General features: G+C 62.5%; 22 protein-coding genes. 14 read left to right on the forward strand and 8 right to left on the reverse strand.

What is annotated here, in order from left to right; translation table 11 throughout:
• Positions 1-2: 2 nt before the first annotated feature.
• The 5 genes from E4M07_RS00850 to E4M07_RS00870 all read right to left on the reverse strand — a co-directional run bounded on the left by E4M07_RS00850 (position 3) and on the right by E4M07_RS00870 (position 3,875).
• Positions 3-611, reverse strand: coding sequence for an XRE family transcriptional regulator (locus E4M07_RS00850; protein ID WP_136656396.1), 609 nt, complete (start codon positions 609-611; stop codon positions 3-5).
• A gap of 33 nt (positions 612-644) precedes the next feature.
• Positions 645-1,616: a 2OG-Fe(II) oxygenase family protein gene (locus tag E4M07_RS00855; protein WP_136656397.1), complete on the reverse strand. Its 972-nt coding sequence runs from the start codon at positions 1,614-1,616 to the stop codon at positions 645-647.
• A 61-nt stretch (positions 1,617-1,677) separates the two neighbouring features.
• On the reverse strand, positions 1,678-2,265 hold the full coding sequence (locus tag E4M07_RS00860) for a peroxidase-related enzyme (protein ID WP_136656398.1): 588 nt from the start codon (positions 2,263-2,265) through the stop codon (positions 1,678-1,680).
• Positions 2,266-2,301: 36 nt separating this feature from the next.
• Entirely contained in the window at positions 2,302-3,063 is a 762-nt protein-coding gene (locus tag E4M07_RS00865; RefSeq protein WP_136656399.1) for an amino acid ABC transporter permease, read from the reverse strand.
• Between the two features lie 29 nt (positions 3,064-3,092).
• Positions 3,093-3,875: an amino acid ABC transporter ATP-binding protein gene (locus tag E4M07_RS00870; protein WP_281404972.1), complete on the reverse strand. Its 783-nt coding sequence runs from the start codon at positions 3,873-3,875 to the stop codon at positions 3,093-3,095.
• Positions 3,876-4,108: 233 nt separating this feature from the next.
• On the opposite strand from E4M07_RS00870, the gene E4M07_RS00875 reads away from it, so the two are divergent.
• The 3 genes from E4M07_RS00875 (at position 4,109) to E4M07_RS00885 (ending at position 6,348) form a co-directional block, all read left to right on the forward strand.
• Positions 4,109-4,885, forward strand: coding sequence for a transporter substrate-binding domain-containing protein (locus E4M07_RS00875; protein WP_136656400.1), 777 nt, complete (start codon positions 4,109-4,111; stop codon positions 4,883-4,885).
• Between the two features lie 66 nt (positions 4,886-4,951).
• Positions 4,952-5,608, forward strand: coding sequence for a glutathione S-transferase family protein (locus E4M07_RS00880; protein ID WP_136656401.1), 657 nt, complete (start codon positions 4,952-4,954; stop codon positions 5,606-5,608).
• Positions 5,605-6,348, forward strand: a complete 744-nt coding sequence (locus E4M07_RS00885) for a creatininase family protein (protein ID WP_136656402.1) — start codon at positions 5,605-5,607, stop codon at positions 6,346-6,348. Before E4M07_RS00880 ends, E4M07_RS00885 begins: the two co-directional genes overlap by 4 nt.
• On the opposite strand, the gene E4M07_RS00890 is transcribed toward E4M07_RS00885, so the two are convergent.
• Together E4M07_RS00890 and E4M07_RS00895 are read right to left on the reverse strand one after the other, a co-directional pair.
• Entirely contained in the window at positions 6,335-7,186 is an 852-nt protein-coding gene (locus E4M07_RS00890) for a dienelactone hydrolase family protein (RefSeq protein ID WP_136656403.1), read from the reverse strand. The genes E4M07_RS00885 and E4M07_RS00890 overlap by 14 nt on opposite strands.
• A gap of 52 nt (positions 7,187-7,238) precedes the next feature.
• A complete protein-coding gene (locus tag E4M07_RS00895) occupies positions 7,239-8,369 on the reverse strand; it encodes an enolase C-terminal domain-like protein (protein ID WP_136656404.1) in 1,131 nt (376 codons plus the stop codon).
• Between the two features lie 400 nt (positions 8,370-8,769).
• Here E4M07_RS00895 and E4M07_RS00900 point away from each other — a divergent pair, with 400 nt between their 5' ends.
• The 10 genes from E4M07_RS00900 (at position 8,770) to E4M07_RS00945 (ending at position 21,552) form a co-directional block, all read left to right on the forward strand.
• Positions 8,770-10,755 carry an AMP-binding protein gene (locus tag E4M07_RS00900; protein ID WP_136656405.1) on the forward strand — a complete coding sequence of 662 codons (1,986 nt, stop codon included), beginning with the start codon at positions 8,770-8,772 and terminating at the stop codon, positions 10,753-10,755.
• The gene (locus E4M07_RS00905; protein ID WP_136656406.1) at positions 10,752-11,576 is read left to right on the forward strand and encodes an ABC transporter ATP-binding protein; all 825 of its coding nucleotides are present in this window, start codon (positions 10,752-10,754) and stop codon (positions 11,574-11,576) included. The genes E4M07_RS00900 and E4M07_RS00905 overlap by 4 nt, the downstream gene beginning before the upstream one ends.
• A 45-nt stretch (positions 11,577-11,621) precedes the next feature.
• On the forward strand, positions 11,622-12,623 hold the full coding sequence (locus E4M07_RS00910; RefSeq protein WP_169054044.1) for a branched-chain amino acid ABC transporter permease: 1,002 nt from the start codon (positions 11,622-11,624) through the stop codon (positions 12,621-12,623).
• 5 nt (positions 12,624-12,628) lie between these two features.
• Positions 12,629-13,705, forward strand: a complete 1,077-nt coding sequence (locus E4M07_RS00915) for a branched-chain amino acid ABC transporter permease (RefSeq protein ID WP_136656407.1) — start codon at positions 12,629-12,631, stop codon at positions 13,703-13,705.
• A 69-nt stretch (positions 13,706-13,774) separates the two neighbouring features.
• Positions 13,775-15,064, forward strand: a complete 1,290-nt coding sequence (locus tag E4M07_RS00920) for an ABC transporter substrate-binding protein (protein WP_136656408.1) — start codon at positions 13,775-13,777, stop codon at positions 15,062-15,064.
• Between the two features lie 66 nt (positions 15,065-15,130).
• Complete coding sequence (locus E4M07_RS00925; protein ID WP_136656409.1) at positions 15,131-15,973, forward strand: ABC transporter ATP-binding protein; 843 nt, start codon at positions 15,131-15,133, stop codon at positions 15,971-15,973.
• A 191-nt stretch (positions 15,974-16,164) separates the two neighbouring features.
• Positions 16,165-16,764: a TetR/AcrR family transcriptional regulator gene (locus E4M07_RS00930; protein WP_136656410.1), complete on the forward strand. Its 600-nt coding sequence runs from the start codon at positions 16,165-16,167 to the stop codon at positions 16,762-16,764.
• Positions 16,765-16,781: 17 nt separating this feature from the next.
• On the forward strand, positions 16,782-17,930 hold the full coding sequence (locus E4M07_RS00935; RefSeq protein ID WP_136657455.1) for an isovaleryl-CoA dehydrogenase: 1,149 nt from the start codon (positions 16,782-16,784) through the stop codon (positions 17,928-17,930).
• A gap of 5 nt (positions 17,931-17,935) precedes the next feature.
• Entirely contained in the window at positions 17,936-19,543 is a 1,608-nt protein-coding gene (locus tag E4M07_RS00940; protein ID WP_136656411.1) for a carboxyl transferase domain-containing protein, read from the forward strand.
• 8 nt (positions 19,544-19,551) lie between these two features.
• Positions 19,552-21,552, forward strand: a complete 2,001-nt coding sequence (locus tag E4M07_RS00945; RefSeq protein WP_136656412.1) for an acetyl/propionyl/methylcrotonyl-CoA carboxylase subunit alpha — start codon at positions 19,552-19,554, stop codon at positions 21,550-21,552.
• A 10-nt stretch (positions 21,553-21,562) separates the two neighbouring features.
• On the opposite strand, the gene E4M07_RS00950 is transcribed toward E4M07_RS00945, so the two are convergent.
• A complete protein-coding gene (locus E4M07_RS00950; protein WP_136656413.1) occupies positions 21,563-22,435 on the reverse strand; it encodes a lysophospholipid acyltransferase family protein in 873 nt (290 codons plus the stop codon).
• A gap of 600 nt (positions 22,436-23,035) precedes the next feature.
• Between E4M07_RS00950 and E4M07_RS00955 the strand changes: the two genes are divergently transcribed.
• Positions 23,036-23,593 (forward strand): DUF924 family protein, encoded by a 558-nt coding sequence (locus E4M07_RS00955; RefSeq protein WP_136656414.1) that lies wholly within the window; start codon positions 23,036-23,038, stop codon positions 23,591-23,593.
• Positions 23,594-23,604 lie beyond the last annotated feature (11 nt).

Here is a 23,604-nt window from a genome sequence, read left to right on the forward strand (position 1 = left end):
CCCTAGCGCCCCGATGCCTGGACCGACAGGAAGCGGAACACCGGCGTCAGCACTTCCTTGATACCGTAGCGCAACTCCGCATCGAGGCTCAGCGAATCGCCGGCGCATAGGTGGATCTCGCGGTCGCCGTAAAGATAGATCGCCTCGCCCTCGAGGGCGTAGACGAACAGGCATCCGTGCCCGTTGTAGATCGGCGGGCGCGAGTCGTCGCGGCGATCGAGCGTGACCATCAGCGCTTCGAATTCAAGCCCCGTCCGGCGATGAAAGCCGAGGGCGACGAAGTCGTGCGAGTGGCGGCCGGCGACCCGCGTCGAGACAAGGCCCTTGCCGGCCTTGACGTGGGTGATATCGGCGGTTGCCGTTCCGGTTTCGCGCAGGAGGCTGACGATCGGCACCTCGAGCGCCCGGGCCAGTGCCTCGAGCGTCGACAGGGAAGGGGAGACCTGGCCGTTTTCGATGCGCGAGATCATGGCAGCCGAAACATTGGAACTGGCGGCGAGGTCGCGGGCCGTCAGGTTGTTGGCTTCGCGCAGGGCGCGCAGGGCCTTGCCGACGGCCTCGTCGACACCGAATTCGGATAGCGGTTTCTTGTTGACTACCTGGTCGGTCATCAGCGGCGCGTCCGGTTTCCTTTGTTTGCGTTTCTATTTGCCATCGTCGCTGCGGTAGGAAAAGGCCTTGGCGAAACGCCACTGCAGATAGTCGCCGCAGGAAATAGGCTCTTCCTTTATCGCGCAGTCCGACCCGAATATGTCGCGCGGGTCGATCATGGTCCGCGGTTCCGGGTCATAGGCAAGGACCAGCGACAGGCGTTCCTTGCCGGACGTGTTGATGACGCGGTGCGGTGTCGAGCGGTATTCGCCATTGGTCCAGCGCGCCAGAAGATCCCCGACATTGACGACCAGCGTGCCGGGAACCGGCGGAGCGGCGACCCATTCGCCGTCCAGCGTCTCCACCTGCAGGCCGCCGACGGAATCCTGGCACAGCACCGTCAGGACGCCAAAATCGGTATGCGGCCCGACACCGAACTGGCCCGAGTTGCCGTTTTCCTGCGGCGGATAATAGACGTAGGACGCGCGGCTGAGCGGCGCGTCGTTGGTCTTCAGGAATGTGTCTTCGGGCAGGTCAAGCCCGAGCGCAAAGCCGCGCATGAGATGATGCGCCACCTCGTGGACCCGATTGAAATATTCCATGGAGACCGCCTGCATCCGAGGCATGAAACCGGGCCAGCGGTTGGCGCCGCGCAGGCTGTGGTCGTCGGGCGTCACGCCCTCGGCGTTCTCATAGCCCCATATGAAGCTCTCCTTGAGGTCGGCCTTGGCATCGTCCTGCATTTTTGCGCCGCCGACGGACAGGAAACCGCGATGCGCGCCGCTGACCGCGACCCTGTTCTTGTCGTCAAAGGACTTGCGGAAGAACTCCATGGCCGTGGACCGCGCGGCCTCGATGGCCTCCTCGGGTATGCCGTGGTTGGAAACATAGATGAAGCCCACCTCGCGGCTGGCGCGATGCAGTTGCCTGGCAACGCCGACCGGGTCCGACCCGTCACGCAACGGGCCGATATCGATCACCGGGATCAGTTCGCGTTCAACTTGTCTTGGCGCCGGATGGGACATGCGTATTCCTCCATCATCGTTGTCGATGCACTATACGCAATTAATTTACTATCATGCAATATCAGCCCACGGAATTTTCTGCGTAATAGCCGATGACGTCGCCTTCGGTCGTCACACCGAGCCCGTTCAGGCTGCGGTTCACATAGTTGAAATAGCCGATGATCTGGTTGGCCTCGAGGATCTGGCCGTCGTCGTAACCGGCGGCGCGCAGGCGCTCGACGTCCGCCTCGGTCATGGCGGCGGGTTCGCGCGTGAGCTTGCGCGCGTAAGCCAGCAGCGCGATCTCGTCGGCGCCAAAGGCCGTTTCCAGCCGGTCTGCGCGCAGGGCCGCTTCCATCGCGTCCGCGCGCTTTTCATCGGCAATCAGGTGGCGGGCATTGGCCCAGTGGTTGGCAAACGAATAGGCGCAGCCATTGAGCAGCGAGACGTAGGAGGAGACGGTTTCCTGGAGCCAGGGGTGCAGGGTGTTGGCATCGTCGTGCAGTGCCGCCCGGTAGAGCATGACATGGCCGCGCATGGTGCTGGGTCGCAGCGAATGCACCCGCATGACATTGTCCACCGTTCCGTGCGGCGTCCGCGCCAGCGCCAGGGCGTCCCGAAGGTCGTCCCCGGCATCCTTGTCGTCGATCATCTCGATCCAGGCTGACATCGTTTTCTCCGGCCTCCTTGTCTTCTTGTATTTGCCTCAGCCCCGCTCATCGGCGCGCATGCGGCGCTCGAGCCAGCGCACGCCGGCCGACACGATGAGGATCAGAACCAGATATTCCAGCACCAGGATCGTGTAGATCTCCAGCGAGCGGTATTCGGTGACGACAAGCTCGTTGGCGCGCCGCGTCAGTTCCTGCATGCCGATGACGGAGACGAGCGACGACATCTTCAGCATGTAGACGAGCTGGTTGCCGAGCGCCGGCAGGATGCGCTTGATCGCCTGCGGCAGGATCACGAAACGCATGGTGTCGACATAGTTGAGCGAAACCGACTGCGCGGCCTCGTACTGACCGCGGTGGATCGACTGGATGCCGGCGCGGAAGATCTCCGCCTGGAAGGCGCTGTCGGACAGTGCCAGCGCGATGACGCCGGCCCAGAACACGCCGATCTTGATGTCGCCGAGCTGCGGCAGGCCGTAATAGACCCACAGGATCATCACCAGGATCGGAATGGCGCGGATGAATTCGACATAGGTGCGGTTGAAGAGCTTGAGATAACGGTTGTCGGAAAGGCCGGGCAGCGCGACGAGAAGGCCGAGCACGATGGATATCAGGATCGCCGTGAACGACAGGAGCAGCGTGTATCTGAGACCGCCGAGCAGAAACAGGAGGTTGGACATCCCGGTCTTGGTGGTCGGCGAGACCACGTACCAGCCCCAATTGGCCGAACATCCGGTCACCAGCAGAGCGAGCATGCAGACTGCGGCAATTCTGACTGCACCGGGTTTCAAGAACGCCATTTGCCTTTCCCTCCCTTCGCGATCGCCCGTCAATGCCCGAGGATCTGTTGCAGGAACCTCTTGCAGCGGTCGCTGCGCGGGCTGCCGAAGAAGGTCTCCGGATCGGCCGTCTCGACGATTTCGCCGGCATCCATGAACACCATGGTGTCGGCGACGCGGCGGGCGAAGCCCATTTCGTGGGTCACGCAGATCATGGTCATGCCGCTCTCGGCCAGCTCGGTCATCACATCGAGGACCTCCGAGATCATCTCCGGATCGAGCGCCGATGTCGGCTCGTCGAAAAGCATGATGCGCGGCTCCATGCACAGCGAACGGGCGATCGCCACGCGCTGCTGCTGCCCGCCGGACAACTGGCCCGGATACTTGTCGGCCTGTTCGGGAATATGAACGCGCTCGAGGTAGAACTCGGCCCGCTCACGGGCGTCCTTGCGCGACATCTTGCGGGCGCGGACGGGACCCAGCATCAGGTTTTCGATTGCCGTCAGGTGCGGAAACAGGTTGAACTGCTGGAACACCATGCCGACCTCGCTGCGTACGGCGCTGATGTCGCGCGCGTCATCGGTGAGCTCGGTTCCGTCGACGACGATGCGCCCCTGCTGATGCGTCTCCAGCCGGTTGATGCAGCGGATCATGGTCGACTTGCCGGACCCGGACGGGCCGCAGACGACGAACTTCTCGCCGGTACGGACAAGCAGGTCGATGTCCTTGAGGACCTGGAATTCCCCGAACCACTTGCAGACGCCGCTCATCTCGATGATCGGAGCGCCTGCGGCTGCACCGTCAACTTGCGTCACGATGGCCTTCTCCCTCATGGGCGGCGCCGTGCGGCCGTCGCTGCGGCCGGCCCGCCGCGCTGCGTTCCCGCTATCCGCGAAGCGGGGCAAATGCCCCAATCGGTGATAGTGATTTGCGTTATTTTTGTTGACTCCGTTGAGTATCATTGAGTTTATTGTCGTGCAACAAATTTATTCGATTGCAATTTTTGCGCTGTTTCAGGACACCGCGAGAGGCACATAATTGAGGGAACATCAAAGGGAGAAAACCCATGAGACTGGTGAAGACATGCCTTGTGGCGGTCATGCTCGTTGCCGGAGCCGCGGCAGCCAACGCACAATCGGCATTGCAGGAAATCCTCAACGACGGCGTTCTGAAGGTGGGCACAACGGGCGACTGGAACCCGATGACTATGCGCGACCCGGCGACCAACAGCTACACGGGCTACGACATCGATGTCATGAACGAGCTCGCCAAGGACCTGGGCGTTGAAGTGGAATTCGTCCCGACCGACTGGAAAACCCTGGTCAACGGGGTTGTCTCGGGCAAGTACCACATCACCGGATCGGCTTCGATCTCGCCGGCCCGCGCCAAGGCGGCGGGCTATTCCGACAGCTATTTCTCGCTTGCCACCGTGCCGCTGATCCTTGCCGAGAATGCCGGCAAGTTCAAAGACTGGGACGACCTCAACAAGCCGGAGGTAACGGTCGCCGCAACGCTCGGCACAACCCAGGAAAAGCAGGTCAAGCAGTTCTTCCCGGATGCAACGCACCAGATCGTCGAGGCGCCGGCGCGTGATTTCCAGGAAGTGCTGGCCGGACGCGCGGACGCGCACATCACCTCCAATGTGGAGGCCTACAAGCTTGTGGCGAAATATCCGCAGATGGCTGTTGTAACGGTCTCCGCGCCTAAGGCACCGACACCGATCGCCATGCTGATGCCGCAGTCCGACCAGATCTGGATCAACTATGTCAACACCTGGATCAAGCTCAAGGCAGAGCGCGGCTTCTTCGATGCGCTCGGAAAGAAGTGGCAGCTTTCGAACTAGCGCGCGACGCGAGACAAGGCATAATGGGGGACCGCCGCACAGGCGGTCCCTTCGTTTGAGGCGCCCATGATCAGACTTTATTCCATTCCACCCAGCCTCTACAGCGCCAAAGTGCGGATCGTATTGCGGGCAAAGGGGCTTGCCTTCGAGGACATCCAGCCGCCCGGCGGCTACGGCAGTGACGCCTACCGGGAGATCGTCCCGTCGGGAACATTGCCGGCGATCGAACACGACGGCTTCCTCCTGGTCGAATCCGAGGCGATCAACGAATATCTGAACGAGCTCGTGCCCGAGCCGGCCCTGTTGCCGCGCGACATGGGGCAAAGGGCGCAGGCGCGGGCGCTGTCGCGCTTTCACGACACCAGGCTCGAGCCGGCGGTGCGGGCGCTGTTTGCCCATGTCGATCCGGACAGACGCGACACGGATTTCGTGGCCGGGCAGGCATTGGTGATCGCCGACCGGCTGGCGCAGCTCGAACGCATGGCAAATCCGTCGCCATTGCTGACCGGCGAGACCCTCAGCCTCGCGGATTGCGGCTATCCGATCACGCTGACCTTTCTCGAGATGCTGAACCGGCCGATGGATCTCGGCGTCGTTCTGCCTGATGCGGTCGCCGCCTATTTCGAGGCGCTGAAGCGCGAGCCGAGCATCGCATGGGAGCTCGACAGCTACCGGCCGGCACTTGCAGCCTGGGTCGGATCGGTGACCGGAACCCCAGCATGAGGCTGGATCTTTGCACATGGCCCGAGGTCGAGGCTTATCTGCAAGGCAGCAACGGGGTCATCGTGCCGACCGGTTCGACCGAACAGCACGGTCCGATCGGCCTGATCGGAACCGACAGCCTGTGTGCGCAGGATATCGCGGAGGGCGCCGGGGCACTCTGCGGTGCCATGGTGGCGCCGGTCATCGGATATACGCCGGCGCCTTTCAACATGGCCTTTCCCGGCACGCTGTCGGTGTCGGCGGAAACGTTCGGGCAGGTGGTCGGCGAGGTAATCGACGGCCTCGTTCAGCACGGATTCCGGCACGTTTACATCCTCAACGCCCACGGCGCCAACCTGGAGCCGCTGCAGGCGGCCACCGGATCGAAACCTGCCGCGGTCCGCATCCGCAGCTGGTGGGACTTTACCCCGGTCAATGCCTTGCGCCGCGACTATTACGGCGACTGGGAGGGCATGCATGCGACCCCTTCGGAAGTTGCCATCACACAATACCGCCACCGGGTCGTCGAGGCGCAGGACCTCGATCCGCCGGAGAAGCTCTCGGCGCGATATGTCAGGGATCATGCCGGCGACCGTCACGGGGCGCCCGACGCGCACCGCGCCCGCTTTCCCGATGGCCGGGTGGGATCGCATTCGGGACTGGCGACGCCGCAACAGGGCAGGGCGCTTTTCGATGCGGCGACCAAAGCGGTTGCCGAAGACTATGCCGCATTCCTGGAGACGCCAGCTAGCGGCTCATAAGGTGTTCGGCCAGGAAGTCCGTGATACGCTTGGCGGAATCGGCGTGCGCGGTGCGGTCGTATTGCAGCCAGTGCCTGCCGCCGGATGCGCCGCTTACGAAAAAACCCTCGCTGAAATCCTCATTGTCGAAACCGTGGAATGCGTCCGGATAGGTAACAAGTTCGAGCATTCCTGATGCCCGGTTGCGGTCGGCCAGCGTCCTGCAGAGCTCGGGCGGTGTCCAGTCGTCGGCCTCGCCGATCAGGACCAGCACCGGAATATCGAACTCACGGTCGGGGATGCAGTACGGATAGAAGGCGGCGGCGGAGTTGAACCCGCTGTCGAACTGCCGGGAGATGCCCTTGGCATTGACCGCCTCGAGCGCCGCTATCCCGCCGTGCGACCAACCGATGAGGCTGATGCGATCGGGATCGATGCCGGGCAGGCCCTGCAGGTAGGCCAGCGCTCCGTAGGCGTCGAGCGCCCGTTGCGCGGGCGCCGTCGGCCGGCCGTCGGAGGTGCAGACGCGGATCACGCTCCTCGGCCGGAAACTGTCGACGACGAGGGTCACGTAACCCAGTTCGTTCAGCAGTGACGCCCACTCGAAATGGGCTTGTTGCATCCCGCCGCAGCCATGCATCATAACGACGGCCGGCAGGCTTCCCTCCCGGTCCGGCCGGGCCAGGTGACCCCAGATCGGAAAGCCGTTGCCTTTATTCCGGTCGTCCTGCCCGCTTGCCTTGCTCGCCAGTTCAGCGCTCCGGAAGTGCACGACATCCGCGGCTGAAGCCGCGCCGTAAAGCGCAAGTGCGGTAACAAGTGCGATCGCGCCTCTGATCATGGCCAACAGAATTCTCACGTCGCGTCTCCTCTCGGCGCCGGGCGAGCGGCCGCACCGCCTGCCGAAGTCGTCATGCGGGCGCAGCAAGCGTTTCAACGGTGTACTGGTCGAGCTTGTCCGTGTCGACCTCGATCCCGAGACCGGGGTCCTCGGGAATGTGGACCGCGCCGTTTCTGATCGGGAAAGGCTCGGTGAGGATATCGTCCTTGGCGTAGTAGGTCGGCATGTAGAATTCGCAGCCGAGATCGATCTCCGGCAGGGCCGAGACCAGATGGGCGCCGGCGAGATGGGCAAGACCCGTCTCGAACATGCAACCGCCATAGACCCCGATCCCGGCCGCTCCGGCGATCGCGGCGATTTCCTGGGCGCGTGCGATGCCGCCGCTTTTCATCACCTTCAGCGAGAAGATGTCGGTTAGCCGCATCTGCGCCGCAACCAGCGCCTCGCGCGGATTGAAGACGGATTCGTCGGCCATGACCGGCGTGTCGATCGCCGCCGAGATCGCCGCCAGCGCCTCGAGATTGTCGCGCGGCGTCGGCTGTTCGATAAAACCGAGCCGGAAGGGCTCCATGTCGCGCAGGGTGCGGATCGCGTCGACCGCCTTCAGGCCCTGATTGTAGTCGATGCGCAGATCGACGCCCTCGTCATAGGTCTCGCGGATCTTCTCCAGCCGCATGATGTCGAAGCGGTGATCGCGGAAGCCGGTCTTCAGCTTGAAGATGCGCACGCCGCTGCCGTAGAGATGGGCGATGATCTCCATGTCTTCCTCGAAGACGGGGTTGGCCACCGTGAAGCTGACCGGCACGCTGTTGCGGCGGCGCCCGCCGATGAGCTGACCGACGGACAGGCCGAGCGTCTTGCCGACAACATCGAGCAGCGCCATTTCGAGTGCCGCCTTCGCCTCGCTGCAGCGCACGACGACCCGGTCGGCGGCTGCCATGATCTGCTCGCGCCGCAGCGCGTTGGCGCCGACGACATGCGGGCGCAAATGGGTGTTCAGCGCCGCCGCGCTGGCTTCGGCCGTGCCGGTGAAGACCGGCCATGGCGAGGCTTCGCCCCAGCCCGTGTGGCCGCTGTCGGCGACAAGTTCGAGAACGACGCTGCGGATGGCGCTGACATCGCCGCTGCCGTGCGAATGCGTGGCCTTGACCGGAACATTGACAATGCGCACGCGCATGTCGGTGATTGTGATGTGACGCATATGTGGTTCCTGATCGTCGACTGGACGCGCCTGATGCGGCGGCGAACGTTCAATAGTTGCCTTGATTTTAGGCAATGTCGAGCGCGAAACGCGGATCGGAGCCCGCCGGAGCGGAAAAAATGTCGCAGCCTTCACGGCTGTGGCCTTAACGGCGATATTGCGTGACAAATGAACGGGTTGGGCGGGCGCAATATTGTTTCGCCGATGCCCGCCGCGGTGGAATAAACCGTTTGAAAAATGCATGGATTTGAATAGGTTCTACTAAAGTCGCTTGCGCGCGGCCGAAACATTTGATTAAAAGAACATACGTTCATTTCTTTATTGAGCGCAAAAATGAAGAAGCGCATGCGCTTCGCCGGCGGATGGAGGCTCTGCCGGGCTTGGGAGGAGAATCTGGGGAATGCCATCGACGGGCAGCGATGCCGGCCGTAAGCCGGTGACTTTTCCGCAATATCTGCTGTTGAACGCCAGCCGCTTTGCCGACCGGACGGCAACGCGCCACAAGGATCTGGGAATCTGGCAGAGCTGGACCTGGAAGCAGCAGTTCGAGGAAATCCGGGCATTTTCGATCGGTCTGCAGGAGATCGGTGTCGGCGAGGGCGACAAGGTGGCCATTGTCGGGACCAACCGGCCGCGACTCTACTGGACCTTCTGCGCCGTACAGGCGCTCAAGGCGATTCCGGTTCCGGTCTATGCCGACGCGGTGGCCGAGGAAATGGCCTATGTGCTCAACCACGCCGGCGTGCGGCTCGCGGTTGTTCAGGACCAGGAGCAGGTCGACAAGATCCTGTCGTTCTCCGACGAGATCCCGCTGCTCAAGGACGTGGTCTATGACGAGCCGCGTGGCCTGCGCGACTACGACCACACGCATCTGCGCGAGTTCGCCGAGGTCCAGAAGACGGGCCGTGAGGCCATGGAGGCCGATTCCGGCCGGGCCAAGGCCTGGGCCGACGCGATCGAGGCCTCGGACGGCGAGGAGGTTTCGGTTTTCCTCTACACCTCCGGTACCACGGGGCGCTCGAAGGGCGTCGTGCTGAAGGCGCGGACCTCGGTCAAGGCGGCCTGCGACACTGCCGAGTTCGACCATCTCAGCGAAAACGACAACGTGCTCGCCTATCTGCCGCTGGCCTGGGCGGGCGACCATTACCTGAACTACGCGCAAGGTTACGTTTCCGGCCTTTGCATGGCGTGTCCGGAAAGTCCGGAGACGGTGGCGCACGACCTGCGCGAGATCGGTCCGTCCTTCTATTTCGCGCCGCCGCGGGTCTTCGAGCAGTTGCTCACCAATGTGATGATCCGCATGGAGGATGGGGGGGCGATCAAAAAGTGGATGTTCCGCCACTATCTGGACGTCGCCAACAAGTATGGCGAGGCAATCCTCGAGGGACGTTCCGTGCCGCTCGGCGGGCGCATCGGCTACTGGCTCGGGGAGATGCTGGTCTACGGGCCGCTGAAGAACACGCTCGGCTTTTCCAACATCCGCACCGCCTACACGGCGGGCGAGGCCATCGGGCCGGACCTGTTTTCCTTCTTCCGGGCGCTGGGCATTAATCTCAAGCAGCTCTACGGGCAGACGGAGGCGTTTCTCTACGTCACCGCGCAGAAGGACGGCGAGATCCATGCCGACACCGTCGGCAAGGCCGTGCCGGACGTGGAAATCAAGATTTCCGACGACGGCGAGGTGCTGTTCAAGTCGCCGGGCATGTTCGTCGAATATTATGCCGACGCGGAAAAGACGAAGGAGACCTTCACCGACGACGGTTTCGTGCGCACCGGCGATGCCGGCATCTTCGATGCGCGCGGCGATCTGAAGATCATCGACCGCGCCAAGGATGTGGGCAAGCTCCGAAGCGGTTCGCTTTTTGCTCCAAAATATATCGAGAACAAGCTGAAATTCTTCCCGAATATCCGCGAGGCCGTGGCGTTCGGAGACGACCGGGACTTCGTGACCGTGTTCCTGAACATCGATCTTGCCGCCGTCGGCAACTGGGCCGAGCGCAACAATATCTCCTACGCGTCCTACCAGGAGCTTGCCGGACTGCCGCAGGTCTACGAGATGATGCGCGAGCACGTGGACCAGGTGAACCGCGACCTTTCGGGCGAGGAACTGATGGCCGGATCGCAGATCGCACGCTTTTTGGTGCTGCACAAGGAACTCGACGCCGACGACGGCGAGTTGACGCGCACCCAGAAAGTGCGCCGCGGCTTCATCGAGGAACGCTACACGCCTCTGATCGAGGCGCTCTATGACGGCTCCGCCGAAAAATACGTGGAGACCGAAGTGACCTTCGAGGACGGACGCAAGGGAAGCATCTCGGCGACGGTGCAGATTTCCGACATGCATACCCATCCGGCGGTCGGCGCGACCAAGGAGGCTGCGGAATGAACCAGCATATCGATCCAGGCAGCCTTCGGGCCGACGACGGCATCGAGAAAGGCGGCATGCTGCTGCATGTCGACAACATCTCGCTCTCGTTCGGCGGCGTCAAAGCGATCTCCGACGTCTCCTTCGACATCAAGAAAGGCGAGATCCGCGCGATCATCGGGCCCAACGGCGCCGGCAAGACTTCGATGCTCAACGTCATCAACGGTTTTTACCACCCGCAGGAAGGCACCATCACGTTCCGCGGTGAAAAGCGTCGCCGTATGAAGCCGCACGCCGCCGCCAGCCAGGGCATTGCCCGCACGTTCCAGAACATCGCCCTGTTCAAGGGCATGACGACGCTGGACAACATCATGACCGGCCGGATGACGCTGATGCACGGCAATCTCCTGACCCAGGCCCTGTGGGTCGGCCCGGCGCAACGCGAAGAGCTGGCCCACCGCGAGACGGTCGAGAAGATCATCGACTTCCTGGAGATCGAGCACATCCGCAAGACACCCGTCGGGCGGCTGCCCTACGGGCTGCAGAAGCGAGTCGAACTCGGCCGGGCGCTGGCCGCCGATCCGGCGCTGCTGCTGCTCGACGAGCCGATGGCCGGCATGAATCTGGAAGAAAAAGAGGACATGAGCCGCTTCGTGCTCGACGTCAATCAGCAGTTCGGCACAACGGTCGCGCTGATCGAGCACGACATGGGCGTCGTGATGGATCTGTCCGACCGTGTGGTGGTTCTCGACTACGGCCGCAAGATCGGCGACGGAACGCCCGACGAGGTGCGCAACAACCAGAACGTGATCGATGCCTATCTGGGGGTCAGCCATGACTGACCGGCCAGTCGCAGCTCGAGTACCGCATGACATGGGGGACGAGGCGTGAGTCCTGACTTTTTGAACTTTATCGAGACCGTTCTCAACGGGCTGATGACCGGGGTGATGTACTCGCTCGTGGCGCTCGGCTTCGTGCTGATCTTCAAGGCCTCGGGCATCTTCAACTTCGCGCAGGGCGTGATGGCGCTGTTCGCGGCGCTGACTCTCGTCGGCCTGCAGACCGGACAGGTGCCTTTTGCCCATCTGATCAATGCCGTCCTGGGCACCGATGTACACCATTGGGGGCCCGGTCTGCCCACGGTACTGGCCATTCTGGTCACGATGCTGGTGATGATTGCGCTGGCCTTCCTGATTGAAAAGGTTGTGCTGAAGCATCTGGTCAACCAGGAGCCAATCATCCTGTTCATGGCGACCATCGGCCTTGCCTATTTCCTGGAAGGCACCGGCGATCTGATGTGGGGCGCTGATGTGAAGGCGCTAGATGTCGGTCTGCCAAGCGGCGGCTCATTCTGGTGGGAGGACGTGACCCGGAACTGGGCGCCGGCAGGTTCGGACTATTTCGGCATGTATATCGACACGCTGGATGTATCGGCCGCGATCATTGCCGTCGTCCTGGTGGTCGCGCTGACGCTGTTTTCGCAATACACGGCCACCGGCCGCGCCCTGCGCGCCGTGGCGGACGACCACCAGGCGGCCCTTTCGGTCGGTATCTCGCTGCGCAGCATCTGGGTGATTGTGTGGTCCATCGCGGGTTTCGTGGCGCTGGTGGCAGGGATCATGTGGGGCGCCAAGTCGGGCGTGCAGTTCTCGCTGTCGCTGATTGCGCTGAAGGCCCTGCCGGTGCTCATCCTGGGCGGCTTCACGTCCATCCCGGGCGCTATTGTCGGCGGACTGATCATCGGCGTCGGCGAGAAACTCGCCGAGGCCTATGTCGGACCGCTCGTCGGCGGCGCCGTCGAAAACTGGTTTGCTTACATGGTGGCGCTGGCGTTCCTGCTGTTCCGGCCGCAGGGGCTGTACGGCGAAAAAATCATCGAGAGGATATAACCGAGATGCTGTATCGCGAGACCGGTGATTTCAAATCCAGCTATGCTGCCGACCAGCAGACCTTTCCGATCAGGTCGGAGCGCTACCTGTTCTGGGGTGCCATGGTCATCGCCTTCCTGGTGGTGCCGTTCTTCATCAACGACTACTGGGAAAAGTCTGTCCTCGTTCCGTTGCTCGTCTGGTCGATGGCGGCACTGGGGCTCAATATTCTGACCGGTTATTGCGGTCAGGTGAGCCTCGGCACCGGCGGTTTCATGGCCGTGGGCGCCTATGCCTGCTACAAGCTGATGACCGCGTTTCCGGATCTCAACATTTTCATCGTTGTCATCCTGTCAGGCGGCGTGACAGCCTTTGTCGGCATGCTGTTTGGATTGCCATCGCTGCGCATCAAGGGATTTTACCTGGCGGTGGCGACACTGGCGGCCCAGTTCTTCCTTGTGTGGCTCTTTAACAAGGTGCCGTGGTTCTACAACTACTCGGCCTCCGGCCAGATCACCGCACCCGAACGCACCATCTTCGGGATCGCCGTGACCGGCGCGAGCGCGCCGCCCTGGGCCACTTACCTGTTCTGTCTGACATTGGTGTTCCTGTTTGCGTGGATCGCGCGCAACCTGACGCGCGGTACGCTGGGCCGGTCCTGGATGGCGATCCGGGATATGGACATCGCGGCCGAAATCATCGGTGTGCAGCCGCTGAAGGCCAAGATTTCGGCCTTTGCCGTGAGTTCCTTCTACATCGGTGTCGCAGGAGCGCTCTATTTTTCCGTCTGGCTGGGCGCGGTGGAACCGACGGAGGCCTTCGGCATCAACGTTTCGTTCCTGGTCCTGTTCATGGTCATCATCGGCGGGCTGGGCTCGATCCTCGGATCGTTTCTGGGCGCCGCATTTTTGACATTGATGCCTGTGCTTTTGAAAAACGTAATGGTTGGCGGCCTTGGATGGCCAACCGACCTGGCCGCCCATTTCGAGATCATGCTCGTGGGCGGACTGATCGTCTTTTTCCTCATCGTCGAACCGCACGGGCTGGCCCAGCTCTGGCGGCTGGCGAAGGAAAAATTGCGTCTTTGGCCGTTCCCCTACTAGGACGGCCGAGGGCAATTGAGCCCCGTAAGGGGTTGTGAAGCGTGTCTGTTTTACCCAGGGAGGAAAGACATGAAACTGAGCAAACTGGCAATGGTGACCGTTGCGGCCGCTATGGTCGGAGGCACACCGGCTTTGGCCGATCTGGTGTTTCCGTCGCTGAGCTACCGGACCGGTCCTTATGCTGCAGGCGGGATTCCGTTTGCTGACGGCTACGCCGACTATTTCACGCTGCTGAACGAGCGTGACGGTGGCATCAATGGCGTTGAGGCCAGGGTGCTGGAATGCGAAACCGGCTACAACACCCAGAAAGGCGTCGAGTGCTACGAATCGACCAAGGGTGAGGGTTCGCTTCTGTACCAGCCGCTTTCAACCGGCATCACCTACCAGCTGATCCCCAAGGCGACGGCTGACGGTATTCCCGTGCATTCCATGGGATACGGCCGTACGTCCGCCGCTAACGGCAAGATCTTCAGCCACGTGTTTAACTATCCCGGAACCTACTGGGACGCGGCCTCGATCATCGTCAACCACATTCTCGACGAGAATGGCGGCGACGTGAAGGGCAAGAAGATCGCGCTGGTCTACCACAACTCGGCCTACGGCAAGGAGCCGATCCGCACGCTCGAGGAATTGGCCAAGAAGCACGGCTATGAGCTGACGCTCATCCCGGTCGACCATCCGGGTCAGGAGCAGAAGTCGCAGTGGCTGCAGATCCGCCGCGAGCGTCCCGACTACGTCCTGATGTGGGGCTGGGGCGTCATGAACCAGGTCGCGATCAAGGAAGCCGCCAACATCCGCTTCCCGATGGAGAACTTCATCGGCGTGTGGTGGTCCGCTTCCGAAAACGACGTGCTGCCCGCCGGCGAAGGCGCGAACGGCTACAAGGCCGTGACCTTCCACGGCGTCGGTTCCGATTTCCCGGTCTTCGACGACATCAAGAAACACGTCGTTGACACCGGCAAGGCCGCCGGTGCTGGCGATCAGATCGGCACGGTTCTCTACAACCGCGGCCTTTATGCCGCCATGCTCGCCGCGGAAGCCGCGCGCACGGCCCAGGCCCTGCACAACACGAAGGACCTGACCCCGGCGCAGATGCGCGACGGCATGGAGGCGCTGAAGATCGACGCCGCCCGCCTCGAGGAACTGGGCCTTCCGGGCTTCGGTCCTGAAATCAACGTGTCGTGCGAAAACCACGGCGGACCGGGCCTCGGCGCGATCCAGCAGTGGAACGCCTCGGACGGCACCTGGACGCTGATCAATGATTTCGGTCCGGCGGACCGCGCGGTCATCGATCCGCTGATCATGGAAGACTCCCTGGCCTTCGCCAAGGAAAACAACATTCCGGAACGCTGCAACTAATGCAGTCCACGGCCGCGCCCTTCCGGGGCGCGGTCGCCTGACAATTTCAGACGGGACCCCCGCGCCATGAGCATTGCTGAGACGACCGAACAGCCGGCACCGGCCGAAGACACCATCCTTTCGGTGAACAATATCGAGGTGATCTACAACCATGTGATCCTCGTCCTGAAGGGGGTATCGCTGACGGTCCCGCGCGGCGGCATCGTCGCGCTGCTCGGGGCGAACGGCGCCGGCAAGACGACGACGCTCAAGGCGGTTTCGAACCTGCTCCACGCGGAGCGCGGCGAGGTGACCAAGGGCTCCATCGAGTTCGAGGGAAAGCAAGTCGAATCCCTGACGCCGAACGAACTGGTGCGGCAGGGGTGTATCCAGGTGATGGAAGGCCGACACTGCTTCGGCCATCTGACGATCCAGGAGAACCTTCTGACCGGCGCATTCACGCGCCGCGACGGGAATGCCGCGATCAAAAATGACCTCGAAATGGTCTACGATTATTTTCCCCGTCTGCGCGAGCGCCGCGGCAGCCAGGCGGGCTACACGTCGGGCGGCGAGCAGCAGATGACGGCCATCGGCCGGGCGCTGATGTCAAGGCCGAAGATGATCCTGCTCGACGAGCCGTCCATGGGGCTGGCGCCGCAGCTGCAGGAGGAGATTTTCGAAATCGTCCGCAAACTGAACGAGCAGGAGGGAGTTTCCTTCCTGCTGGCCGAACAGAACACCAATATCGCGCTGCGCTACGCCACCTACGGCTACATACTTGAATCGGGCCGTATCGTGCTGGACGGCGCAGCTGCGGAACTGCGCGAGAACGAGGACGTGAAGGAATTCTATCTCGGCGTCGGGGGAGAGGGCCGCAAATCGTTCCGCGACGTGAAACACTACAAGCGGCGCAAGCGCTGGCTTGCCTGACGGTGCCGCAGGGACGGCACCGCGAATATGAGGGATGACGTGTTGGAGGCGACACAGGATGCATCGCGGTTGACGGTGCCCGAGGCGCCTGTTAATTAAACAAACGTTCATTTCTTTACTGGTCCGCGAAACGGCGCGATCGCGGGCGATGAGGGGGAAGGCGACCGACACGACGGTCCGGTGGGAGCAGGATGGCACGCAAGGTTGGATCGATCGGCGCGGAAACGGCGGACAAGGTGCGCCTTGCCGCCCTTTCGCTGTTTGCGCGCTACGGCTATGCGGCCGTATCGATGCGCCAGATCGGCCGTGAGATCGGTTTGCAGGCGGGCGCCATCTACAACCATTTCCCGACCAAGCAGCACCTGCTGCGCGGCCTCATGGTCGAGCATATGGAACGGCTTCTGTCGGCATGGGAAGCGGAGCGGGACGACAGCCTGCCGCCTTGCGAGGCGCTGATCGCTTTCGTGCGTTTCCACATACGCTATCACGTCCAATGCGGCGACGAGGTCTTCATTTCCTACATGGAATTGCGCAATCTCGAGGAAGAGAATTTTTCCGAAATCGAGGAATTGCGCCGTCGCTACGAACAGAGCCTCGGGCGGATTCTCGAGGCCGGGAGCAAGGCGAAAGTCTTCGCCGTCAGCGACCCGCGCGTCGCCACAATGGCCGTAATCGCGATGCTGACGGGCGTCACCGCCTGGTACAAGCCCGAAGGACGTCTTTCGCTGAACCAGATCGAGGAACTCTATGTCGGCATGATATCGGGTGCCGTCGGTATGAAGGAGAGCTGAGCGTGTTTACCACCGGCATGAATTTCGGCTTGGGCGACGATATCGAGCAGCTGCGCGAGACGGTGCACCGCTTCGCCCAGGACAAGATCGCGCCGCTTGCCGGCGAAATTGACGAGACCAACCAGTTCCCCATGCATCTGTGGCAGGAGATGGGGGCGCTCGGCCTGCTCGGCATGACCGCCGACCCGGATTTCGGCGGCACCGGCTTCGGCTATCTGGCCCATGCGGTGGCCATGGAGGAGATTTCCCGCGCGTCGGCCTCTGTCGGCCTTTCCTACGGCGCCCATTCCAACCTGTGCGTCAACCAGATCAATCGCTGGGGCTCGAGCGAGCAGAAGCAGAAATACCTGCCGAAACTGTGCAGCGGCGAAAATGTCGGCGCACTGGCGATGTCGGAGCCCGGATCCGGGTCGGATGTCGTGTCGATGAAGCTGCGCGCCGAAAAGCGCAATGACCGCTTCGTGCTCAACGGCAACAAGATGTGGATCACCAACGGTCCCGACGCCGATACGCTTGTCGTCTACGCCAAGACGGACATGGCGGCCGGGCCAAGGGGCATTACGGCCTTCCTGATCGAAAAGGACATGAGCGGCTTCTCGACGGCGCAGAAACTCGACAAGCTCGGCATGCGTGGCTCCAACACCTGCGAACTCGTGTTCGAGGATTGCGAGGTGCCTTACGAGAACGTGCTCGGTGAGGAGGGGCAGGGCGTCAAGATCCTGATGTCGGGCCTCGACTATGAGCGCGTGGTGCTGGCGGCCGGGCCGGTCGGCATCATGGCGGCCGCCCTCGACATCGTTGTTCCGTACGTTCATGAACGCAAGCAGTTCGACACGCCGATCGGAGAGTTCCAGCTCATGCAGGGCAAGCTTGCGGACATGTACACGACGATGAATGCCTGCCGCGCCTATGTCTATTCAGTGGCAGCTGCCTGTGACCGCGGCGAGACCACCCGCAAGGACGCGGCCGGCTGTATCCTCTATGCGGCCGAGAAGGCCACCCAGGTGGCGCTCGAATCCATCCAGGCGCTCGGCGGCAACGGTTATATCAACGAGTATGCCACGGGCCGGCTGTTGCGCGACGCCAAGCTCTACGAGATCGGCGCGGGCACCTCGGAGATCAGGCGCATGCTGATCGGTCGCGAAATCTTCGCGGAAACGGCCTGAGATCGATGGCTGTCCTTTCATCGCAGATTTCGCCGTCCTCGCAATCCTACAAGGACAATGCACAGCATATGCGCGGTTTGATCGACCGGGTCGGCGAGGTCGCCGCGGCGGTCGAACTCGGCGGTTCGGAACAGGCGCGCGAGCGGCACCTGTCGCGCGGCAAGCTGCTGCCGCGCGAGCGTGTGCGGCGCCTGCTCGACAACAATTCGCCGTTTCTGGAGATCGGCCAGTTCGCCGCCCACGACATGTATGGCGGCGACATTTCCAGCGCCGGCCTGATCGCCGGCATTGGCCGCGTTTCGGGCCGGGACGTGATGATCGTGTGCAACGATGCGACGGTCAAGGGCGGCACCTACTATCCGATGACGGTCAAGAAGCACCTGCGTGCACAGGAGGTTGCGCAGCAGAACAATCTGCCCTGCATCTACCTGGTCGACAGCGGCGGTGCCAACCTGCCCAACCAGGACGAGGTGTTTCCGGACCGCGAGCATTTCGGCCGCATCTTCTACAACCAGGCGAACATGTCGGCGAAGGGCCTGTCGCAGATCGCCGTCGTCATGGGCTCGTGCACGGCCGGCGGGGCCTATGTGCCGGCCATGTCGGACGAGACGATCATCGTGCGCGAGCAGGGCACGATCTTCCTGGCGGGGCCACCGCTGGTCAAGGCGGCCACCGGCGAGGTGGTCAGTGCCGAGGAACTCGGCGGCGGCGATGTGCACACGCGCCTGTCGGGCGTTGCCGACCATCTCGCCAATGACGATGCGCACGCGCTTGCCCTGGCGCGGCGGGCCGTGGCCAATCTCAACAATCGCAGCGAGCTGCATGCGGACCTGCAGACACCGGAAGAGCCGCTTTACGATCCGGCGGAAATTGTCGGCGTCATTCCCACCGACCTTCGCACGCCCTATGACGTTCGCGAGGTCATCGCGCGCATCGTCGACGGCTCGCGCTTCGACGAGTTCAAGGCCCGTTACGGCACGACCCTGGTATGCGGGTTTGCCCATGTGCACGGCATGCCTGTCGGCATCATCGCCAACAACGGCGTCTTGTTTTCGGAAAGCGCGGTCAAGGGCGCCCATTTCGTCGAGCTGTGCTCGCAGCGCAAGGTTCCGCTTGTCTTCCTGCAGAACATCACCGGCTTCATCGTCGGTCAGAAATACGAGGCCGGCGGCATCGCCAAGGACGGCGCCAAGCTGGTGACGGCGGTCGCCACCACGGCGGTGCCCAAGATCACCCTGATCATCGGCGGCTCGTTCGGCGCCGGCAATTACGGCATGTGCGGACGGGCCTACAGCCCGCGGTTCCTGTGGACCTGGCCCAACAGCCGGGTTTCGGTGATGGGCGGCGAGCAGGCAGCGGGTGTCCTCGCGACCGTCAAGCGCGAGGGCATCGAGCGCAAGGGCGCCAGCTGGAGCGACAAGGAAGAGGCGGAATTCAAGCGTCCGATCCTCGAGCAGTTCGAGGCGCAGGGCCAGCCGCTCTTCGCCTCGGCGCGGCTTTGGGACGACGGCATTGTCGATCCGCGCAAGAGCCGCGACGTGCTGGCGCTTTCGCTGGCGGTTGCGCTGAAGTCGCCGGTCGGCGACACCGATTTCGGCCTGTTCAGGATGTAGGGGGCGTCATGTTCAGGAAGATACTCATTGCCAATCGCGGCGAGATCGCCTGCCGGGTCATCCGCACGGCGCGCCGCCTCGGCATCGCCTCCGTCGCGGTGTTCTCCGATGCGGACAAGAATGCCCTGCATGTCGAAATGGCCGATGAGGCCGTGCATATCGGCGGCGCGGCAGCGGCGGAAAGCTATCTGAACGGCGGCCGGATCATCGAAGCGGCGCTCGCGACCGGCGCCGAGGCGATCCATCCGGGATACGGGTTCTTGTCCGAGAACCCGGAATTCGTCGAAGCGGTGGAAAAGGCCGGGCTTACTTTCATCGGCCCCTCCGCATCCGCGATCCGCGCCATGGGTTTAAAAGACGCCGCCAAGGCGTTGATGGAAAAGGCGGATGTTCCGGTAGTCCCCGGCTATCACGGCGAGGCGCAGGAAGTCGTCGTTCTCGCCGGCAAGGCCAACGAGATCGGCTTTCCCGTTCTGATCAAGGCGCGCGCCGGCGGCGGCGGCAAGGGCATGCGGCTCGTCGAGGATCCGAAAGATTTCGGCGAAGCGCTTTCGGCGGCCAAGCGCGAAGGCAAGGCGTCGTTCGGGGACGACCGTGTGCTTGTCGAAAAGTTTGTCGCCTCGCCGCGTCATATCGAGATCCAGGTCTTCGGCGACGGGTTCGGCAATGCCGTGCACCTGTTCGAGCGGGACTGCTCGCTACAACGCCGACACCAGAAGGTGATCGAGGAGGCACCGGCGCCCGGAATGACCGACGAGATGCGCCAGGCCATGGGCGAGGCGGCGGTCAAGGCGGCGAAGGCGATCGGCTACAGCGGTGCCGGAACTGTGGAATTCATCGTCGACGGAACCGACGGGCTCAGGCCGGACCGTTTCTACTTCATGGAGATGAACACGCGGCTGCAGGTCGAGCATCCGGTGACGGAAATGATCACCGGGCTGGACCTCGTCGAATGGCAGTTGCGGGTCGCCGCGGGAGAAGCCCTGCCGCTGGGACAGGACGAACTCGGGATCGACGGCTGGGCGTTCGAGGCGCGCATCTATGCCGAGGATGCGCAAAAGGGATTCCTGCCCGCGACGGGCACGCTTTCCCATCTGCAGTTTCCGGACGATATCGCGCGCATCGATTCGGGCGTGCGCGAGGGCGATACGATCACTCCATTCTACGATCCGATGATCGCCAAACTGATTGTCCGCGGTCCGGACCGCGACACCGCGCTCAATCGCCTCGAGACGGCCCTTATGCGGACCGAGGCCGTGGGCACGACAACCAACACCGCATTCCTGGCCGCACTGTGCCGGCAGGCCGATTTCGCCCGCGGCGACGTCGATACCGGACTGATCGAACGTGAACTGGAACAGCTCAACAGGGAAGAGCCGGTTCCGCAGGAGATTGTCGCACTTGCGGCTCTCGCCTGCCTCGATCCCGGATCGCCTGTCTCAGCATCCGATCCTTTCGCGGCGCTTGGCCTCTGGTCGCATTGGACGCCGCCGAAGCGGGTTGTCCACCTCGTCCACGAAGAGGACGAATACGAATTGGCTGTATCGCGGCAATCGGACAATGTCTGGAGTGTTTCGGCCTATCACGGCGACAACGGCTTCGAGCCGCAGACCTTCGAGTTGATATCGAGCCGCAACGGGTTGCTGCGCGTTTCATCGGACGGTGCGGTCTATACCGTCCGCTGCATTCGCGATACGGACTCGCTGACCCTGATCAGAAACGGGTCGACCTATGGCTTCGGCCTGCCGGATGCGCTTGCCGGTGAGGTCGAAACCGCCGAGGGCGGCGACAGGCTCGTCGCGCCGATGCCGGGTGTCGTCAAGATGATCAAGGTCGTCACCGGAGACAAGGTCGCGCAGAACGCGCCGCTCATCGTCATGGAAGCCATGAAGATGGAGTTGACGCTGTCGGCTCCACGGGATGGTGTTGTCGCCGAGATCCTGGTGTCGGAGGGCGATCAGGTCGCGGACGGAGCCCTGCTGCTCGCGCTGGAGCCGGAGGAGGGCTAGGGCAGCGCGGCTATGTCGGCAGCGTGACGCTTTGCATCCAGTCGATATCGGGCCGCCCGGCAAGCGCAAAGGTGCGGGCGCGCAGTTCGGCGACGAGGGTCTCGCGGGGGCGCAGGTCCGCAACCTTGTCACCGGTTATCGGGTCGCCGATCGAAACGTCCACCGGCCTGCCGATCCGGCGCACCGTCTCGCGGCAAAACAGAGACAATCGCAGCGTCGGGCTCAGCAGGCTGGCGATCTGGAAAAGACGGCTGTTTTGACCGGAAAAGTAGATCGGAACGATCACCGGCCGTGCTGCATGCACCAGCCGCGCGGTGTATGAAATCCACGGAAGATCGAATGCCGGCCCCCGGAAGAGGGATGATGCGGTGGCAACGCCGCCTGCCGGAAAAATCGCGACCGAACCGCCGCCCAGCAGCGTATCCAGCGCGCGGCGCCGTGATGCGATGGTGGTTGCGTTGCCTTCTGTCGTGCCCGAGAACTCGATCGGCAGGACATGCGGCTTTGCCTCCGGGGCGCGGCAAAGCACGCTGTTGGCCATGACCTTGACATCGGAGCGAACCTTCAGGGCCAGCCAGCACAGGATGATGCCGTCGACGACGCCATAGGGATGGTTGGCGATGAACAGGACCGGACGGTCGCCCGGAATACGCGTCAACGCCTCGGCGTCATAGCGAACATCCACTTCCAGCAAACGCAGGGCGGCGTCGAAGAAGCTCTCGCCGCGTCGGTCGGGCCGATCCTTCTCGTCGCGGTACCTGCGGTAAAGCCGCTCAAGCCTGAGCTTTCCCGTTGCAGTTTCAATGGCGCGGATTGTCGTTCGCTGAAGACGCGGCTGTTCGGGCGTTGAATAGGTTACGTAGGCGGACGAATTCACAGGCATGCCCGGGCGCGTTTCCTTTTTCGTCCGGCGCAGAAAGGCAGGATGCAGCGGACATTGCAAGTGTCGCACCGCAAATTCGCGCAACCGTGCCCCAAGCGCCACAAATTCGCGAAATCGGCGCTAAAATCGATGTTTCTCACATGTAAAAGTTGTCTGTTGTTGCAATATCGTAAGTTTTGCGTAAGCTTTGTAATATATCGTTTGTATACAGAATTCTATTTCCTCCCTAGACTCGGGCTGCTTGACAAGCAGCCTTCTTTTTTGCCTAAATTTCAATAGGTTAAGTGCCCAGTTTTTGCTGTACTTCAAACCGCGCGACCATTCCGCCCGGTTCGATGATTCGTTTTCAATGGGACAATTTCCGAAAAATTCGGCTTCGAATACCGCGAAATCCGAATGGAAAGCGAAAAAATCGACCCTTTGACCGCCCGATTCGTTCCCGGGACCGATCCCCGGCAAAAACCCGTCATCATATGAACGCAATTTGATGAGTGACAATTCGGTCCCGAAAGGGCAGGGTTCCCGTTCAAGCAACCGCAGTCTTGGCGGGCGGGCCCCGTATGCCGCCGGCCGCGACGCACGCGACAAGCAGGAGACAGGATGAGCAAGGTGCAAATCGCCCCGCCCGACGCGGTGATATCTTTTTGGTTCGATGAACTGACGCCGGAGGACTGGTTCACCAAGAGCGACGCGCTGGACCACGACATCGCCGAGCGCTTCGGCCCGACGCACCTGGCGCTGGCCGGCAAGGTCCCGCAGGAATGGTGGGCATCCGCGGACGCCGTCCTGGCATTGATCATCGTCTTCGACCAGTTTCCACGCAACATCTACCGGGATACGCCGCTGGCATTCGCGACCGACTGCCTGGCGCTCAAGGAGGCGAAGTCGGCGGTCGATGCGGGGCTGGATCAACTGGTGGATGCCGATCGGCAAATCTTTTTCTACATGCCGTTCGAACATTCTGAGGCACTCGAGGACCAGGACCGCTGTGTTGAACTGGTCTCGCGGATGAATGACGAGGAGTATCTGCGCTACGCGCATGCGCATCGGGATGTCATCGTCCGCTTCGGCCGTTTTCCGCACAGAAACGCGATCCTGGGGCGCGAGAACACAGCCGAGGAAACAGCCTACCTGGCGCAGCCGGGTTCCGGGTTCTAGGTCGGCCGGTT

The sequence above is a fragment of the Nitratireductor sp. XY-223 genome (assembly GCF_004959855.1).
Lineage (GTDB): Bacteria > Pseudomonadota > Alphaproteobacteria > Rhizobiales > Rhizobiaceae > Hoeflea_A.